Source organism: Allobaculum sp., assembly GCF_047010065.1.
In the GTDB taxonomy this organism is placed as follows: domain Bacteria; phylum Bacillota_I; class Bacilli_A; order Erysipelotrichales; family Erysipelotrichaceae; genus Allobaculum; species Allobaculum fili.
This window is the reverse complement of the sequence record NZ_JBKXLD010000047.1, coordinates 1-17,033: the sequence shown is the minus strand read 5'-3', so window position 1 is coordinate 17,033 and position 17,033 is coordinate 1. Positions and strand designations below refer to the sequence as shown.

General features: G+C 51.9%; 14 protein-coding genes and 5 tRNA genes. 6 read left to right on the top strand and 13 right to left on the bottom strand.

Features of this window, described 5'->3' with window-relative positions:
- Positions 1-631: 631 nt before the first annotated feature.
- The 9 genes from fba to radC form a co-directional block, all read right to left on the bottom strand.
- A complete protein-coding gene (gene fba, locus ACLUYS_RS05660) occupies positions 632-1,498 on the bottom strand; it encodes a class II fructose-1,6-bisphosphate aldolase (RefSeq protein ID WP_412659353.1) in 867 nt (288 codons plus the stop codon).
- A gap of 261 nt (positions 1,499-1,759) precedes the next feature.
- Positions 1,760-2,692, bottom strand: coding sequence for an ATP-binding protein (locus ACLUYS_RS05655; RefSeq protein WP_288875589.1), 933 nt, complete (start codon positions 2,690-2,692; stop codon positions 1,760-1,762).
- Positions 2,673-3,866, bottom strand: coding sequence for a DnaD domain protein (locus ACLUYS_RS05650; protein WP_412659352.1), 1,194 nt, complete (start codon positions 3,864-3,866; stop codon positions 2,673-2,675). The genes ACLUYS_RS05655 and ACLUYS_RS05650 overlap by 20 nt, the downstream gene beginning before the upstream one ends.
- Positions 3,863-4,546, bottom strand: coding sequence for a dephospho-CoA kinase (coaE, locus tag ACLUYS_RS05645; RefSeq protein WP_288875592.1), 684 nt, complete (start codon positions 4,544-4,546; stop codon positions 3,863-3,865). Before coaE ends, ACLUYS_RS05650 begins: the two co-directional genes overlap by 4 nt.
- Positions 4,528-5,376 carry a DNA-formamidopyrimidine glycosylase gene (gene mutM / locus ACLUYS_RS05640; RefSeq protein ID WP_412659351.1) on the bottom strand — a complete coding sequence of 283 codons (849 nt, stop codon included), beginning with the start codon at positions 5,374-5,376 and terminating at the stop codon, positions 4,528-4,530. Before mutM ends, coaE begins: the two co-directional genes overlap by 19 nt.
- Entirely contained in the window at positions 5,376-7,952 is a 2,577-nt protein-coding gene (polA, locus tag ACLUYS_RS05635; protein ID WP_412659350.1) for a DNA polymerase I, read from the bottom strand. The genes mutM and polA overlap by 1 nt, the downstream gene beginning before the upstream one ends.
- Positions 7,953-8,246: 294 nt before the next feature.
- Complete coding sequence (locus tag ACLUYS_RS05630) at positions 8,247-8,834, bottom strand: hypothetical protein (protein WP_230267239.1); 588 nt, start codon at positions 8,832-8,834, stop codon at positions 8,247-8,249.
- Positions 8,831-9,670, bottom strand: coding sequence for a rod shape-determining protein MreC (mreC, locus tag ACLUYS_RS05625; protein ID WP_412659349.1), 840 nt, complete (start codon positions 9,668-9,670; stop codon positions 8,831-8,833). The genes ACLUYS_RS05630 and mreC overlap by 4 nt, the downstream gene beginning before the upstream one ends.
- A gap of 54 nt (positions 9,671-9,724) precedes the next feature.
- On the bottom strand, positions 9,725-10,423 hold the full coding sequence (radC, locus tag ACLUYS_RS05620; RefSeq protein ID WP_230267241.1) for a RadC family protein: 699 nt from the start codon (positions 10,421-10,423) through the stop codon (positions 9,725-9,727).
- A gap of 403 nt (positions 10,424-10,826) precedes the next feature.
- On the opposite strand from radC, the gene ACLUYS_RS05615 reads away from it, so the two are divergent.
- From ACLUYS_RS05615 to ACLUYS_RS05595, 5 genes are all read left to right on the top strand, one after another.
- Positions 10,827-10,917 (top strand) — tRNA-Ser (locus tag ACLUYS_RS05615).
- Between the two features lie 6 nt (positions 10,918-10,923).
- Positions 10,924-11,000 (top strand) — tRNA-Asp (locus ACLUYS_RS05610).
- A gap of 5 nt (positions 11,001-11,005) precedes the next feature.
- Positions 11,006-11,079 (top strand) — tRNA-Gly (locus tag ACLUYS_RS05605).
- Between the two features lie 18 nt (positions 11,080-11,097).
- Positions 11,098-11,174: transfer RNA gene (locus ACLUYS_RS05600), tRNA-Asp, on the top strand.
- A 5-nt stretch (positions 11,175-11,179) separates the two neighbouring features.
- Positions 11,180-11,253: transfer RNA gene (locus tag ACLUYS_RS05595), tRNA-Gly, on the top strand.
- A 243-nt stretch (positions 11,254-11,496) separates the two neighbouring features.
- Here the strand turns inward: ACLUYS_RS05595 and ACLUYS_RS05590 are convergent.
- The 4 genes from ACLUYS_RS05590 to ACLUYS_RS05575 all read right to left on the bottom strand — a co-directional run bounded on the left by ACLUYS_RS05590 (position 11,497) and on the right by ACLUYS_RS05575 (position 15,671).
- On the bottom strand, positions 11,497-12,150 hold the full coding sequence (locus ACLUYS_RS05590; RefSeq protein ID WP_288339305.1) for a hypothetical protein: 654 nt from the start codon (positions 12,148-12,150) through the stop codon (positions 11,497-11,499).
- Complete coding sequence (locus tag ACLUYS_RS05585) at positions 12,150-13,376, bottom strand: peptidoglycan bridge formation glycyltransferase FemA/FemB family protein (RefSeq protein WP_412659348.1); 1,227 nt, start codon at positions 13,374-13,376, stop codon at positions 12,150-12,152. Before ACLUYS_RS05585 ends, ACLUYS_RS05590 begins: the two co-directional genes overlap by 1 nt.
- 253 nt (positions 13,377-13,629) lie before the next feature.
- A complete protein-coding gene (locus ACLUYS_RS05580) occupies positions 13,630-14,298 on the bottom strand; it encodes an AAA family ATPase (protein WP_230267244.1) in 669 nt (222 codons plus the stop codon).
- A 2-nt stretch (positions 14,299-14,300) separates the two neighbouring features.
- Entirely contained in the window at positions 14,301-15,671 is a 1,371-nt protein-coding gene (locus ACLUYS_RS05575; RefSeq protein ID WP_288339301.1) for an SLC13 family permease, read from the bottom strand.
- 425 nt (positions 15,672-16,096) lie between these two features.
- Between ACLUYS_RS05575 and ACLUYS_RS05570 the strand changes: the two genes are divergently transcribed.
- The coding region (locus ACLUYS_RS05570; RefSeq protein WP_412659347.1) for a class II D-tagatose-bisphosphate aldolase non-catalytic subunit at positions 16,097-17,033 on the top strand (937 nt) is incomplete at its 3' end.

The window sequence follows — 17,033 nt, the reverse complement described above, 5'->3', positions numbered from 1 at the left end:
GGCCAAATGTTTCAACTACCAAAAAACGAATTTACACAAAATTTTTGACATACCCATTTTCTCCCAGTGCCATTCGGTTAGACGTTTTAAAGAAAGGCCAAATCATCCATTTGAGATGATTTGGCCTTTCTTGTTGGACGGCTCATTTCGCGGTTTCAAAACTTGTACAAAAGTGATAATTGGCAAATCCGCGAGGCCCTTCGGGCATAATCCAGAGGCGCTTAGAGGGGGTTATTTTTCCCCCTTTCCCCACTGGAAAGGGCCCGTTGGTCGAAGGAGAGCAGCATCGACGGCCCAGGCAGGATCTGAAATGAACCGTATTGACTCGAATATGATCCGCATTGAGCTGTATCTGACCCGCAACGACACGAATGAGATCCGCATTGACCTGTATTTATCCCGAATTGAGTCGTGCAGAAGTCGAAACGAACCGCTCGCAAATCGTATCGAAATTCGTCGCAGGCCATCGAACCAGTCTGGATTCCATCGCCTGATGGCAGGATGGTCTCCAGGAATTCATAGCGGATCAGGACCATCAGAAAAAGATGACTGCGAAAAACGGTGCCCGTCCGTGAGGAAGAGCACCGTTTTGTTCTGGGATTGTGCGGCCCGAAGGCCTTAGAGTGTTGATTTACGCTTTGTATGCGGAACCAAGGAAGTCAGTTACGTAGTCTTCAACCAGTTTCTGGATTGCTTCAGCACCTGGTTTGAGCAGTTTTCTCGGATCCCATCCTTTGTTGGTGAGGTCTTTGCCTTCTTCGATGTATTTACGTGTAGCGTCCGCAAATACGAGCTGGCATTCAGTGTTGATGTTTACTTTGGAAACGCCGAGGACGATGGCTTCTTTAACCATTTTCTGTGGGATTCCGCTTCCGCCGTGGAGTACGAGAGGTTTGCCCTCAGTTACTTTCTGGATTTCAGCCAGAACGTCGAAGTTCAGGCCAGCCCAGTTTGCAGGATATTTACCGTGGATGTTACCGATGCCGGCAGCCAGGAAATCTACACCCAGATCAGCTACCGCTTTGCATTCTGCAGGATCAGCTACTTCGCCGGAAGAGATAACGCCGTCTTCTTCGCCGCCGATACCGCCGACTTCGCACTCAATGGAGATTCCTTTGGAGTGAGCCAGTTCGATGAGTTCCTTGGATTTTTCGATGTTCTCTTCGATTGGATAGTGGCTTCCGTCGAACATTACAGAAGTGAATCCAGCTTCGATGGCTTTTTTAGCGCCTTCGTAGGATCCGTGGTCGAGATGAATAGCTACAGGTACAGTGATGTTGTAGAATTCCATGATGTTTTTAACCATGTCTACAGCATTTTTGTATCCGCACATGTATTTAGCAGCACCTTCGGAAACGCCGAGGATGACAGGAGACTGTTTTGCTTCACAGCCAAGCAGAATGGCTTTGATCCATTCCATATTGTTGATGTTGAAGGCACCAATAGCGTAATGGCCTTCATGAGCTTTGTTGATCATTTCAGTAGCAGAAACTAACATAACTCAAATCCTCCTTGTGATTAACGTCTTTAGTTTACCGCACTCCAAAATATAATTAAAGACAATTCCCTTTTGGCGAATCGGGCAGAAGGACGAAAATGGCCGAAAACTCATATCGTCCAATTCTTTTCCATCTGTACAGAAGCCAGGCGATCTGTACGGATCACCTGGCTTGATTTGTCCTTAAAAGTATGGGCAGAGAAAGCACATTCCGTATTGCGACACCTGGCTTTTCTTCTGTTCAGCAGCGTTGCAGAACGCTTATAGCGTACCGCCGGTCGGACGGCGCGAACTGCCCATCAGCTGGACGGGTCTGGCCAGCGTATTGACGCGTTCCATCAGGCGTTTGGCCGCAACGAGGGTATACTCGCCGGCGTTGGAAACGGCGTAGCGCTCTTCGAGTTCCTGCGGGGAAATGTTGCTGGCGAAGTACGTTTTTCGCTTCGCGTTCATGCGCTCATCGAGCACCGGGAAGAGAATTTCGTCCCGGGTCCACTGGGTCACGGATTCACTGCCAAAATCATCGAGAAACAGAACGTCCGCAAAGCGCATGCGGCCAAGGATCGTCCGCCGCCACTCTTCGTCGCTGAGGTTGTCCTTGAGTTCGCTCATGAGCAGCGGCACGCGCACAAACACGACTTTCTTTCCGTTCTGCGCATACTGATTGGCCAGCGCCATCATCATCGTGCTCTTGCCCGTTCCCGGCTGCCCGAAAAACAGGCAGCCCGTGGGGGCGTTAAAGGAACGCAGCGCCGACGTGTACGCGTTGATATAGTGCTGCGGCTCCCGGTCCATCGTCTCTTCCAGTTTTTCCAGCGTGACCAGATAGTCGTCATCCTGCAGGTGCGAAACCGTAAAGTTCGAACGATGCGCCAGTTTTGCCGTCTTCTGGTTCTGATAGCGGCAGGGACCGTAGTATTCCACAAGCATCCCCTGATCATCCACTTCCATCAGCGCCGACTGTCCAGGCACTTTCATGCGGCAAAACTGCAGGCCCTTGCAGGAGCGGCAAATCTGCGTATTGCGCGCGTAGCGGTCCAGACGGCTCGACTGCGTTTCGAGAATGGAGGGGTCGAGATGATAGCGGCTCAGAAAATTCTGAACATCGCCATTTTGTAAAAGCAAACGGATGCGTTCAGCCCGGGCGGCCTTCTGCTTTTCGTTCAGCTCCACTTCAAGTTTCATTTTCTTCATGGCTTCCTCCTTCGAGCAGCTGGCGGCGCAGATCCTTGGCGGCCTGTACGCTTTCCGCCGTGCTCTTTTCGGTTGGAATCGTATCGTACCAGTCCGGCAGAGCTTTCTTCGGGGCGCCCCGACGGCCTTTGCCTTTGGCCAAACTGGTTCGGCTGTCAAAGTTTTCGAGATACGCTAAAGCGTCTTTTCGCGTATTGATTTTCGCACGCAGCAGGTTATTGGCCATGGTGCGCACGTAGCCAGTCGAAAACGCGCCGGATTTCTGGTTCATGCAGTATTCGGTGAGCGTGTTGATCACTTCAAACGGCATGTGCTTGTCTTCGGCCAGCGAAGTGAGCAGCTTCTTTTCCGAAGGCAGAATATCCACGTTTTCGGGCTGTCTGGCTTTCAGGAAGGATACCGGCGACTGCATAAAGTCATCCGGATCCGTTTCCATAATCTTGCGGCTCTTATTGAGTTCTTCGATCACCGCATCAAAATCGATCCACGTTTTCCGATCCTTGAGATGCCGGCTGATAAAAGGGCGGATATCGAGTTCGCCCATTCCGTACAAAGTCGCCAGATGCGCGATCCGGGCCATATTTTCCCGGCTGCGCAGGCGCTGGGGAAAGACGTTTTGCATACCCTGGAAAAAGACGCCCCAGTCAAAAGGATAAGCATTGATGTCGTGGTAGTCGCTGACTGCCGATTTCAGTTCTTCTTCCTTTTTCTGATTCCAGCTCGTTTCCAGATTTTGTACGGAAACGTTGCCTTCGAGCGGCTTGAACGTGCCTTTGACCTGTCTTGGCGGACGCAGGCGCTCGAGCCGTTCAATGGCTTCCTTTCCCGCCTGTTCAAAAAGCACGCGGCTGAAATACGGATCTTCCAGAAACGCGGCCTGATCCTTCGGCGCTTCCACGAGCAGACCGCAAAGCGCATCGTTTTCGACATACTGACGAACGAGCGCACTTTCTTCCAGCTTTTTCAGACTGCTTTCCAGCATCGACGAACTGCATCCGCTTAACGCTTCCAGATCGTCCAGATCGAGCGTGGAAGACAGCTGGCCGGCAATGATCAGAAACTCATAGACCAGCGACGCCTGCGCGCCGAGAATCGGGCGATAGAGCAGCTGCAGATCCGCGAGCCAGTGCTGCGAAAGCGTATAGGGGATGGAAATTTCAATGCTGCGGCTCATTTTATCTCGCCCGCTTTCGCATTCGTTTTCCCCGGATTCGCCGGCTTTGCCAAATTCGGCGCCGAAGCTGGCTGATCCTGCGTAAAGCTGCAAGCCAGGCGAACGCTGTCCGGCAGCAGCGCCTCAATTTGCGCGGCAAGTTCTTCCTTTGTTCCGTCGTTTGGAAGCACATGCGTACTCTGCGCCATTTTCTTTTCGGCTGGAAACTGAAGAGCCAGACGGCGCCGGGCTTCTTCAGCCGGAATATGGCGGTATTTCCCCAGACGATCGAGAGCCGTCTGGTCGCTGCACGTAATCGTCCAGACTTCGTCGAACAGATTTTGCAGGGAACATTCGAAAAGCAGAGGCACTTCCGCTGCGCAAAGCGAAGTCTGTGCATCAATCCACTGTTTCAGCTCTTCGATAATGAGCGGATGCAAAATGGCTTCCATTTTCTTTCGCTGCCCGGGATGGTCAAACATCTGATCGGCCATTGCCTTGCGATCGACATTTCCCTCTTCATCCGTGCAAAGAAGCCCTGCATCGTTCAGGGCGGCATAGCCCGCCTGATCTTTCTCAAGCAGTCTGGCGTTGATCTGATCGCAGTCAGTTACAGGAATCCAGGCAGAGAGAATTTCCTTAGCCATGCTTTTTCCGGATCCCATCGTTCCGGTAATTCCGATTACTTTTCTTTCTGACATGATGGACAGTACCAGGTGCTGCGCTGGCCGACGCGCGTATGCACGATCGGCGTATCGCAAAGGGCGCAGTCACCTTCCTTTCCGTGAACCATCAGATGATCCTGATAGCTTCCTGCATGATTTTTCCCGTAGGAAAAGCTTCGAATGGTCGTTCCGCCCGCTACAATGGACGAGCTTAAAATGCGGTGTGTCGCATCGATAATCGCCTGCCAGTCTTTTTTGGACAGGTGACTTGTGACGCTGAACGGCGAAATCCGGCTTTCAAACAGGATTTCATCCGCGTAAATGTTGCCGATGCCCGCGATGACGGACTGATCCAGCAAAACGGATTTGATGGGCGCTTTCCGTTTGCGGGTCATTTCCAGCAGCTCTTCGGCATTCAGATCGGGATCGAGCGCGTCTTTGCCCACCCCGACTAAAACCGGCAGATCCTTCCAGTTTTCCGGCCGGTCATACACGTACATACGGCCAAACTTGCGGGTATCCCGATAGCACAGCACCCGCCCGTCCTGCAAAAGGAACTGCGCGTGAATGTGCTTAGCCTCCTTTTCGTCGAGGTCATCGACGTCTTTTGGCGACGGATAAATCTGAAACTTGCCTTCCATGCGCAGATGGCTGACCAGATCCAGATTGTCGAGTTCAAAGACGAGATACTTGCCCAGCCTGTGAAAGCCGCGAAAGCGCTGACCGGCCAGCCGGCTTTCAAACTGTTCGACCGGCAGATTGGCGGCCAGTTTCGGATGCGTGACTTTGACGCGCTCGATCTGGCTGCCTTTTAATTCTTCTTCGAGGTACTGCAGAACGTTCTGCACTTCTGGTGCTTCCGGCATTATTTGGCCTCGTACCAGCTGCGGCCGGTGCTGACGCTCGCTTCGAGCGGAACGCGCAGTTCCATCGCGTGATCCATGACTTCCGGAATCAGATGTTCCATCAGCTCTTTTTCCTCATCAGGAACGAGGAAAATGAGTTCGTCATGAATCTGAAGAAGCATCTGCGACTTCAGATTTCGTTTCTGGATTTCTTCATTCATGTGCAGCATGGCGATCTTGATCAGATCGGCAGCCGATCCCTGAATCGGCGCGTTCATGGCGGCGCGCTTTCCAAATTCACGGGTCATGAAGTTCTTATCGAGAATTTCCGGAATTTCGCGGCGGCGATGCAGGAGCGTTTCCACATAGCCGTGCTCTTCGCAAAACGCAATCAGGCCGTCCATGAACCGGTGGATATTCGGGTAGTTGGCAAAGTAGGCCTTAATGAAGTTTTTCGCCTGAAGACGCGAAATTTTCAGCTCCTGCGAAAGGCCGAATTCCGTCTGGCCGTAAATGATGGCGAAGTTAACGGTCTTGGCGATGCGGCGCTGGTCTTCCGTAACGTCTTCCGGCTTTTCATCGAAAATGACGGAAGCGGTCCGCTTATGAATATCGATGCCTTCTTCAAACGCCTGAATCATGTATTCTTCGTTGGCCATATGCGCCAGCATCCGCAGTTCAACCTGCGAATAGTCTGCGGAAATGAGCCAGTGGCCAGATGGCGCTACGAACGCCTTGCGGATTTCCTTGCCTTCCTCATTGCGAATGGAAATGTTCTGCAGGTTCGGGCTGGAGGAAGACAGACGGCCGGTCTGCGTCATTGTCTGGTTGAACGTCGTAAAGATCTTGCCGTCGATAATGTTTTTGGTCAGACCGTCCACGTACGTGCTGACGATTTTGGCGTATTTGCGGTATTCGAGCACTTCATCCACGATCGGATGGAGCGGACGCATTTTTTCAAGAACTTCAGCTGCGGTGGACCGCTTGGTTCCGCCGCCTTTTAATTTCAGCTCATCAAAGAGAACGGTACCGAGCTGCTTGGGCGATGTGATCTTGAATTCATGGCCGGCGTATTTATAAATGCGCGCAGCGATTTCGTTCATGCGCTTTTCGTATTCTTCGCCGATCTGCGCCAGAATCGAAGCGTCGCAGTCAATGCCGCGGCATTCCATTTCAAACAGAACGCGTGCCAGCGGAAACTCGATGTCCTGATACAGCTTCATCTGGTTTTCTTCTTCAAGTTCCCTGAAAATGCCGTCGTGCTGCTGCTTCATGCCAAGCAGCCACGCGCCAAAGACGGGCACCGCCCGTTCGGCGGTAAAGCCGCCTTTGGTTTTCTTTTCCAGATCTTTCAGAGGCATAGGCAGAATGATGCCGCTTGCCTGAATGAGGCTTTCGGTATTGATCGCCTGCGAGTGCAGCAGGAACGACGCCAGATGCACATCCTGCGCAAAGTCAGGAAGCGAGAAACCATACCGGTCGAGCAGATGCCAGAATTCCTTGACGTCCCACGTAATGAGGGTGGAATCGTGTTCGAGCAGCGAGCGGAACGCGGCGTCTTCTTTTGCATTTTCCAAAGGAAGGTAATGAATGGTATTGTCCACGAGATAGACGAAGCCAAAAAGCGTCTGTGTCTTAAACGGGGCAAAATCGGCGACCGGCATCAAATAGAGCGATGCATTTTCCTGCCCGGCAAACTGTTCGTCGGTAATAATTTCGAGTTTTTTCTGGACGCCCGAAGCAGCTTTCATGCGCGAGAGCAGCGACTGCATTTCGTATTTCTGATAGAAATCTTCCGCGCTGTCGGCATCGCCGTTCCAGGCGAGCGACGCCAGATCAAACGGCAGTTTCATCTCCGTAAAGATGGTTGCCATTTCCTTGGAAAGAAACGCCGAATCGCGGCCTTCTTCCAGATATTCGTGACGCTTGCCTTTAATCTCATCGAGATGGTCATACACGCCTTCTACGCTGGCATACTTATGGAGCAGGGTCAGCGCGGTCTTTTCGCCGATGTGGAACACGCCGGGAATGTTATCGGACGGGTCGCCCATGAGCCCTTTCAGATCGATGATCTGTTTCGGTGCGAGTCCATAGCGCTCCCAGACTTTGGCCTTGTCGTAAACGTCAAAGTCATTGAGTCCCTTTTTCATCATGTATACCGTCGTGGAATCGTCGACGAGCTGCAGAAGGTCCTTATCGCTTGTCAGAATGACGGTATCCATGCCGGCGTTGCCTTTGGCGGCACTGCCGATGATGTCGTCGGCTTCATAGCCTTCTTCTTCATAGCGGGGAATGCCGGCGGCATCGAGATATTCGCGCACGATCGGCATCTGCACTTTCAGTTCTTCATCAAGCTCTTTACGGGTGCCTTTGTAGTCCGGCATCTTTTCATGCCGGAACGTCGGCTTGCCCGCGTCCCAGGCGACCAGAACGGCGTCCGGCTGAACGAGCGAAATCGCTTTGTGAAAAAGCGAAATGAATCCGAAGACCGCATTGGTCGGCACGCCGCCCGACGTGCTCATCGGATTCGAATTAATTGTGGAATAGTAGGTACGAAAGAGAACGGAATTTCCGTCCACCAGAAGCAGTTTTTTCATAGAAACACCTCATATTCGATTTTATCATGATCCGCCCATGACCTTGTTCTCATCCTGTCCGTACAGAACGTATCCGAACAGGATACCTTTCCTCAGGTTTTCTCCGTTTCCAAAGATCGGACCATTATCCGATCTCTTTTCCGATCTCTTTTCCAGTCTCTCCCCTGAAAAAGCAAACCGCCCCCCTGAAAAAACAAACAGAAAAGCCATCCGGCAAAAGGAGAAATTTCCTTAGCCCGATGGCTTTTGCATTTTTCTAATTACAGCTTTTTCCTAATTACAGCTTTTTCCTAATTACAGCTTTCTGGGATGGTTGCGGTTTGGCGTTCTGACTTTCGAGGCCAGCGAAGGCACTTTGTTGCGGGGGACAAAGCGGGACTGAAACAGGGCCCAGCGTACGATAACCAGATCGATGTAAAACACCAGAATGACGGACAGAGACGAAAAAATCAGCGTCAGCAGTTCGAAATGGTAAAACCAGGAAAGCAGGGACACTGAAAGACGTCCGGTGCTTTCCATCAGGAAATACGTAAACAGATCCCCCATAAACAGCAGGAAAATGAGCCAGACTGTTCTTCGTTCGCTCGATTTGAGCCAGACCGGAAAAAGACCGCCAAGCCAGGCCATGATCGGAAAGGAAAACGTGCAGGCCGGAAACGTACCGGTAACGAGTCCGTCGTAACAAAGTCCTGCTAACATCCCGACCAGAATACGGGTCAGCCACGGCTTGTCATGGGTGTACACCATCACGCCGATCAGATAGAAATGCCAGATGACGGAGAGCGACTGAAAGGTAAAGTCGAGGGGCAGCGTATAGGCGAGCATGGAATCGAGCATCCCCAGAATAAAGAAGCCGCCGACAATTGCGTAGGGCTTCTTCATTGTTCCGGCGTTCCTTCCGTAAAGATGCTGACGTAGGTGAAGCCGTTCATGTTGTCGACCGGTTCGACATAAATCGTGGAAACGATCGCGTCGTCATTCACGACCGAAGACGTAACGGTCCCGATCATCAGACCCGCCGCGTATTGGCCGCCTTTCTGGGAGGTAGCCACTTTCTGTCCGGGCAGAACGATGGCTTCGTGACCAAAGAGAAGCACTTCGTAGCGGTTCTGGCTGGCGTCATAGCCGCGCAGAACGCCTTCGACCGTCGTTCCGTCGTCCATCGAAATCTGCACCGTAATGTCGTTGGGCAGTTCGTTTCCGGTCAGCAGGGCCACAACCGATGTCGTATCCTGTACGCTTTCGACCAGGCCGACGACGCCCTGGCTCGATACAACGAGCATGCCCTTTTCGACGCCGCTTGCGCTGCCGGCGGAAACGGTCACGCTCTGATTCCAGGCCTGAACGGGACGGCTGATCACTTCGCAGCTGATCTGCTTCGCGTCTGGCATCGCGTTTTTCAGCTCCAGCAGGCCCTGCAGTTCCAGATTGCGGTTGCGTTCCTGGGCATACAGCGTCTGGTAGGAGCGCTGGTTGGCCAGTTCGTCATTAAGATACGTATTGTCCTGGTACACATGCCAGAGATTGGAAAAATCGCTGACCGCGTTCGCCGCGGAAGTCAGCGGCTTATCAAACAGGCCATAGCGCAAATACGTCCACGCGCTGTAGCCGATATTGGAAATGGAATTCTGACGTACGGAAAGCATCAGGCATCCGAACAGAAAGAAAACAGAAATAAAAAGAATGAGAATTCTCTGCAGTTTGGTAAATCGTCGCATACGTTCGCCCTCCGGATTTGTCTCATTATACCGGATTTTGAAAGCGTACGGCGGCTAAGCCAGATCTGTGTACTCACTTTCCGGCTCGTCGAGCAGACCGTGCGATCGAAAGCTGAAACAGCCGTTTCGCGTGGCGATGACGTGATCGAGCAGACTGATTTTGTGAAGTCTTGCGGCTTCGAGAAGCATCTGTGTACTTTCCAGATCCGCCAGCGAAGGAATCGGATCGCCGGACGGATGATTGTGGACGAGGACGATGGAACTCGCGGACGTCATGAGCGCGTCCCGAAAAATTTCCCGCGGGTGGATCAGCGACTGATCGAGCGTGCCCACAAACAGATCCTTGTGCCGGATGATCCGCCGTTTGACATCGAGATAGAGCACCGCGAAGTGTTCCTGACTTTTGGTTCCGTATTCCGCCTGCAGCCACGTTTCAATATCGTCCAGGCTTCGAATGGAAACGCTCATCGTCCGTGCCTGCAGGGAGCGGGCGTACAGTTCTCTGGCCGCGCAGATCTGGAGCGCCTTGGCCTGACCGATCCCTTCAATTTCCATCAGTTCTTCGGGCGCAATGGAATAGAGACGGCGCAGATTGTCTGTCTTCTGCAAAATGGACTGCGCCAGAGATTCCACCGCGTGCGTTTTCGTCCCGGATCCGAGGACCAGACAAAGCAGATCCTGATTTTCCAGACGCTCAATTCCCTGCAGCATCGCTTTTTCCCGGGGCCGGTCCATCTGTGTTCGTTCTTTCATTTTCATATCCTTTTATACGGACAGAACCGGCTTCGGTACGAACCGGAGCGGATCCGTTGAAAAGCAGCAGGCGGGTCTATTTCCCTTCGTTCCGCTTATCCCTTGTCCGGCTTATCCCGCTCTTGTCTTCCGCTCTGCTCTTCCTCTCGGGTCTGGATCGGGTCTGGGGTTTCTTTTTCCCTTTTGGCCAAAGATGGTGTATCCTCATTCATGCGGCCGGATTTTCCGGTCCGACGAAGGTTTTGCCGGTTCTCGTAAACCGCTTCTTCTTCAGGCGCTTCTCGCGGCGTTGCTGGACGGAATCAAAAAAATTCATTTTTTTGAGATTACAGGGTTGCTCCTTTCCGGGGACCATGCTAATATAGTCAAGCAATCGCACGAAGCAAATAAATAAAACATCCTTGGAGAAGTACTCAAGTGGTTGAAGAGGCGCCCCTGCTAAGGGTGTAGGTCGGGAAACTGGCGCGAGAGTTCAAATCTCTCCTTCTCCGCCATCTTTTGGTCCAATGGCGCAATTGGTTAGCGTACCTCCCTGTCACGGAGGGGGTTGCGGGTTCGAGTCCCGTTTGGACCGCCATTTATGCAGATGTAGTTCAATGGTAGAACACGACCTTGCCATGGTCGATACGGGGGTTCGATTCCCCTCATCTGCTCCATTTCTTTTATTTATTTCAGGTCCAATGGCGCAATTGGTTAGCGTACCTCCCTGTCACGGAGGGGGTTGCGGGTTCGAGTCCCGTTTGGACCGCCATTTATGCAGATGTAGTTCAATGGTAGAACACGACCTTGCCATGGTCGATACGGGGGTTCGATTCCCCTCATCTGCTCCACTTGAATACGCACTCGCGAGAAATCGCGAGTTTTTTTATAGCTTCTCTTTCCCCTTCACACAAAAAAAGCGGTCCTCGTCTGGATGATTTCCTTTCGGAATGATCCGGATCCAGAGGACCGCCTTTATTTTCAATTGGGATCTGGCGAAGAAATGCGGCAGATCTATTTCTGTAAAACGGATTTCTGCCAAGCTAAGTTTCCATTTCTGCGATTTTATGCGGGTTCAGGTGCTGCGTTCGGTTTTACGATTGGGACGCGTTATGACTTTCGATCAGTTTTTGCAGGGCGTCTTTCAGCTCCGCCTTTTCCTCGTCGGTCATTTCCCGCTCCTTGGCATCGTGATCTTCCGTCGTTCCCTGATGGCCGTCTGCGACTTTGCCATCGACGACCGATACGACTAACGGCACGTAAAGCGTCGGTTCGCCTTTGAGGTTGTTTCGAATGTAGTCGGGAAGATACGGTTCAATCCGATCGCGCTGTTCATCGGTGTACAGCCGCTCTTTCTGATCGTCGCGCGTCTGTACGTAGAGCACTTCGATATCGTTCTTTTCGGCTTCTTCTTTCAGAATCGGTACGAGCTCATCGCACCAGGGACAGGCGGGAAAACCGAAGTAGAGAACGCCGGATTTTCCCTCTTCAAAAAACGCGATGGCATCTTCAAAGGAAATCGGCGTAAAATCCGCCACGTCTTTCTTATACGCTTCCGCTTTGGCATCGCTCTGCTCTTCTTTTGTGTCCACTGGGCAGCCGAAGCCTTCCCCTTCACAGGCGGATAGAGCCGAAGACGATGTCGTCGAAGAAGAACTCGATGAAGCGATCGCATTAGGGGCAGACGTGCATCCGGCTAAAAGCAGGGTTCCGGCCAGCAGGGTGATAAATGTCTTGAAGGGTTTCATTACGCCTCCTTGAGCGAGTGCCGCTTTTTCTCGTAGGCAATTTTGCTGGGCTTATACAGCAGGCGGTTGACCGGCAGATCGAACTCGCCGATGTATTCGTGAATTTTCGGAGCGAAGTTGTCCTTGAAATGGGTCAGTCCATCATCCAGGGAGCCTTCTACGCCGCCCATCGAAAATTCGGTACAGCCTTTATCGAACGCCCACTGGAAGTTTTCCACGTACGTTTTGTACTGCGGCATGAAGCGGCGGAAGCGCTCATCCATGCCCGCATATAACATTTCCGCGCTCTTTCCGTATTTCACGCTCAGAACGCCGGCGATCGGCCGTGCCTTGTCGTCGCCGACCGTTTCGATCAGTTCTTCAATGATCCGGATATCCTTCGCGGCGGATTCTTTCTGCTCTTCCAGGGTAAAACGCTTTTTCTTCTGGTTTTCCGGAAGGGCCGCGATCTGTTCTTCGAGCGCGTCGTAGCGTGCCTGGCATTCCTGACGGATTTTTGCCGGATCGCAAACCGCTAACATGATAATCGCGTCATCGCCGTAATTATCGAGAAGCTTTTTGAAGTACTCCTTATTGCGCAGCGAAACGTGCTTGCGCTCTTCCGTCATTTCGACCATCGCCGCAAAGTCATCGAGAAGCTCATGTCGACCGCTGACGATCTGCAGGTGACGCTTTTCGGCTTCCTTGATCAGCTTGCGGGTCTTTTTCGGCATCGCCGCCAGCACATCTTCGGGCTTGTCGAGAATGGAGTGAAAACGCGCCTGAATGGCTTCTTCAATTTTCATGGAGTAGCCCTGGAAAATCGCGCCGGCGTTTTCGAGCGGCTGCACGTATTTTTCGTTGCCGTTTCTTGGTCGGGACGTATCGGAAGACGGATACTTTCCGATTTCAATGCCCGGATCCATTTTGATAAACAGCGTTTTATGGCTGCGTCCGATTTTTTTCAAACCATCGAAAAACTGTTTAATCACTTCGGGATCGTCGTAGTCGAGAATCGGTCCGCGCGGAATGTACATCATGGTAAAGCCAAACGGCAGCGCCTTGATCAGCACCAGGGCGGTAGCACAAAGCGTGTCGTTTTTATACAGACCGCAGTGCAGATGATCCCAGTTGGATTTCACCGCGGCCCAGTTATAGCTCTGAAGCAGATTGCATAGCGGCGAGCTCTGCACGAAGGCATCGTATTCGCTTTTTGCAAGATTCGTTGCAAAACGATAAGTCGTCATAAAGCCTGTGTCCTTTCCTTCCCCATCCTCCGGCTAGAATTCGGATTTCTGCATCTTTAAGACGGGTCTGAACATCTACGGAAAATTACCGGATACAGATCCGGCAGTTTCGGGTTTAAAATGCCTGTCTATTATACAGGCTGAACGTTTCTTCTGGCCCAATTTGGGCCATTCGTCCAGATTGAGCCTGCCCAAAGAAACCGCCACCCCGATCCGGGATGGCGGTTTTCGATCATAAAGCTGGGTGTCTGTTCTACTTCTTTTCGGGAAGCGGAACCAGTTCTTCGGCCCGTTCGCGGTTCTTGATTTCCGGAATACGGGCTTCCAGATAATCCACGAGAAATTTCGCGGTTTCAAACGGACCCATCTTGTCAGAGCGAATGGTCATGTCGTAGTTTCTGGCATCGCCCCATTTGTGTTCGCAATAGCTGTTGTGATACGTTTTGCGCTTGCGGTTATGGCGTTTCATTTTCGCGTACGCTTCTTCGCGGTCCACGTGATGTTCCTTCATGATGCGAGGAATCTTGAACGCTTCATCCGCGGAAATGAACAGCGTGACAAGCGACGGATATTCCGCAAGAACTTCTTCGGCGCAATGGCCGAGGACAATGAAGGATTTTCCTTCCGACGCGATTTTGCGCAGGAAGTCAAACTCCATGGCCGCCAGCGCGTATTCATTGGAGTTGGTCAGTCCTTTTACCGTGCGGCTTGCGAATTTCCAGCGCGGCGATTCATCCCGGTAATACAGGTCTTCGACGTCTTTCTGATGCCGGATGCCAAGATTTTGCAGGATGTTTTTTTCATAGACCGGCAGTCCAAAATAATGGCCAAGCAGATCGGCGATTTCACGGCCGCCGCTTCCAAACTCACGGTCAATGGCCAGGATAATCTGGCCCTCCGTCTGTTTCTGGTCAGTAGTCATAATCAGCCTCCCAAAACGACGTACCGCAGGATAATGACGACTGTAGAAATGGTCAGGACGATAATCGTCGCTGGCACATTATACTTGCAGTATTTCTTCCATCCGATCGGGTAGCCGTTTTTCATTGCCACCGCGGTTCCGACAACGTTGGCGCTCGCGCCGATCGGCGTGGCACTGCCGCCGATATCCGTACCGATGCTCAGTGCCCAGGCCAGGGTGTTGATTGGAATGCCCTGCGCGCTGGCCAGCGTCGTGATGACTGGAATCATCGTAGCCGAGAACGGAATATTGTCGACGAAGGCACTCGCAAATGCCGAAATCCACAAAATAATGACAATGACTAAAATAATATTACCACCCGAGATATCGCTGATGAAGTACGCGATGCGTTCGAGTACGCCCGTCTGTTCCAGACCGCCGACGACCACAAACAGACCGATGAAAAACAGAAGTGTCTTGTAGTCGACCTTTTTGAGAATCTTGCCGGCGTGTTTCGCGTTGGCGATCAGCGTAATCAGCGCGATGAACGTACCGATAAACGCGACCGTCAGACCCGTCGAGGAATGCGAAACGAGCAGAACGATGGCAATCAGGAAAATGCCGATCGAAAGAATAAAGGCCGTCTGATTTTTGATGGCTTCCTTTGGCTGCGGCAGCGTTTTCGGATCAATCGTCTGCTTGTCAGCTTCCTTGAATTCTTTACGGAAGCAGAGCCAGAAGAAGAAAATCGTCGCGATCAGCGAAACCCCGGCGATCAGACCGGTATTCGTCAGAAAGTCGCCAAACGTCAGGCCTAAGGACGTACCAATAATAATGTTTGGGGGATCCCCGCACATGGTCGCCGATCCGCCCAGATTGGAGCAGAACACTTCGGCAAGAATCATCGGTACCGGATTGAACTTCAGTACTTTGGCGAGTTCAACCGTTACGGCCGCCAGAAAGAGGATAACCGTAATCGAGTCAATGAACATCGACAGGAACGCCGACATTAACATGAACACCACAAAGATCTTGCTGGCCTTGTAGTGAACCAGTTTTGCCAGCCGCAGGCAGAGCCACTGAAAGAAACCGGCTTCCGCCATGCCTTCGACCATAACCATCATGCCGGCGATAAAAATAATCGTCGACCAGTTGATGCCGCCTGTTCCGCCGCCTTCCCCTGTGGTATGCCAGAATTCCGGAGTGAAAATCGCCCCGAGATTCAGCGTCTGCCAGATGGCATCCCAGGAATGCAGGCAGAGTGCGAACACAAGAACGAGCGTCGCGAGACCGCATCCGAGGGTGATGTAATGGTGAGGCCACTTATCCAGGATTACCAGAAGGAACATGACAAGAAAAATTCCAACCGCAATCCAGGGTGCTAGAACCTCCATAAAAAACCTCCCTGTATCAAAAATTTGAAAAACGTTCGAACCGAATCTGTTCAAACATCATGAACGTTTTGCCGCGCGTTCCCGCGGATCCGGACAGGAAAATCTACAGAACGCCTATAAATCTTCTATCTAGGTAAAGGAATTGTAATCTTTCCGCAAATTAAGGACAGGCGGTTGACCGAGGGAATTTCCGGCAAGCCCTTTCACTTTGAACGTGCTCTTATCACTTGCTGAAATGTACACAGAACTGGTTATTTTCGGCACGAAACAGACCCTTCTTCCCCTCTTCAAACCGAGCGAAGAAAACCTTCAATTTGCACTTTTTATTCAAGTTGTGGCTTCTTGTCAACAAAAAATCCAAACGCCATTTTTTGGTGATTTCATCCGCTTTTGAATCGTCTACAATAGAGCCAAGGAGGTCTTTTATGGCTGAAAACACTTTAAAAAATATTGTGAAAAAGCAGAAGAGCGGCCAGTCGGTCGGCATCTATTCTGCCTGCTCGTCCAACCCCTTCGTTATCGAAGCGGTTCTCGAGAAAGCCCGCGATGACAACGCGGTCTGCCTGATCGAATCCACCGCCAACCAGGTGGACCAGAACGGCGGCTACTCCGGCATGACACCGAAGGATTTCAAGGAATTCGTTCTTGCCAAAGCTGCTGAAATTGGAACCGATCCGAAACTGATCTATCTTGGCGGCGACCATCTCGGCCCGCTGACCGTGCAGAACCTGCCGGAAAAAGAAGCAATGGCTTACGCGCGTCAGCTCGTTCACGACTACGTAAAAGCCGGCTTCACCAAAATCCACATTGATACCAGCATGAAAGTCGCTGACGACGATCCAAACGTTCGTCTGAGCGACGAAACGATCGCACGCCGCGGCGCCGAACTCGCGCAGGTTTGCGAAGAAGCCTACCAGGAACTGAAAAAGGAAAACCCGGATGCGGTTCGTCCGGTTTACATTGTCGGCAGTGAAGTACCGATTCCTGGCGGCGCTACCGGCGACAACTCCGGCATGCAGGTAACGAAAGTCGAAGACTTCAAAAACACCGTCGCTACTTTTGAAAAAGCGTTCAAGGACAAAGGTCTCGATAACACCTGGGCCGATGTTATCGGTGTCGTTGTACAGCCTGGCGTAGAAGAAAAAGATGCCGGCTGCACCGAATACGACCGTGCGAAAGCCAAAGAGCTCATGGCCAGCATCAAGGACTTCGACAACCTCGTATTCGAAGGCCATTCCACTGACTACCAGACCAAGTACAAACTGAGAGAACTCGTTGAAGACGGCGTCGGCATCCTGAAAGTCGGACCGGCTCTGACTTACGCCGCCCGCGAAGCGCTGTTCGCACTGGCCTATATGGAAG

Bases quoted from the DNA above. Each gene is read 5' to 3' on its own strand.
- fba (WP_412659353.1), bottom strand. From the start codon at position 1,498: ATGTTAGTTTCTGCTACTGAAATGATCAACAAAGCTCATGAAGGCCAT.
- ACLUYS_RS05655 (WP_288875589.1), bottom strand. From the start codon at position 2,692: ATGAAGAAAATGAAACTTGAAGTGGAGCTGAACGAAAAGCAGAAGGCC.
- ACLUYS_RS05650 (WP_412659352.1), bottom strand. From the start codon at position 3,866: ATGAGCCGCAGCATTGAAATTTCCATCCCCTATACGCTTTCGCAGCAC.
- coaE (WP_288875592.1), bottom strand. From the start codon at position 4,546: ATGTCAGAAAGAAAAGTAATCGGAATTACCGGAACGATGGGATCCGGA.
- mutM (WP_412659351.1), bottom strand. From the start codon at position 5,376: ATGCCGGAAGCACCAGAAGTGCAGAACGTTCTGCAGTACCTCGAAGAA.
- polA (WP_412659350.1), bottom strand. From the start codon at position 7,952: ATGAAAAAACTGCTTCTGGTGGACGGAAATTCCGTTCTCTTTCGTACC.
- ACLUYS_RS05630 (WP_230267239.1), bottom strand. From the start codon at position 8,834: ATGAAGAAGCCCTACGCAATTGTCGGCGGCTTCTTTATTCTGGGGATG.
- mreC (WP_412659349.1), bottom strand. From the start codon at position 9,670: ATGCGACGATTTACCAAACTGCAGAGAATTCTCATTCTTTTTATTTCT.
- radC (WP_230267241.1), bottom strand. From the start codon at position 10,423: ATGAAAGAACGAACACAGATGGACCGGCCCCGGGAAAAAGCGATGCTG.
- ACLUYS_RS05590 (WP_288339305.1), bottom strand. From the start codon at position 12,150: ATGAAACCCTTCAAGACATTTATCACCCTGCTGGCCGGAACCCTGCTT.
- ACLUYS_RS05585 (WP_412659348.1), bottom strand. From the start codon at position 13,376: ATGACGACTTATCGTTTTGCAACGAATCTTGCAAAAAGCGAATACGAT.
- ACLUYS_RS05580 (WP_230267244.1), bottom strand. From the start codon at position 14,298: ATGACTACTGACCAGAAACAGACGGAGGGCCAGATTATCCTGGCCATT.
- ACLUYS_RS05575 (WP_288339301.1), bottom strand. From the start codon at position 15,671: ATGGAGGTTCTAGCACCCTGGATTGCGGTTGGAATTTTTCTTGTCATG.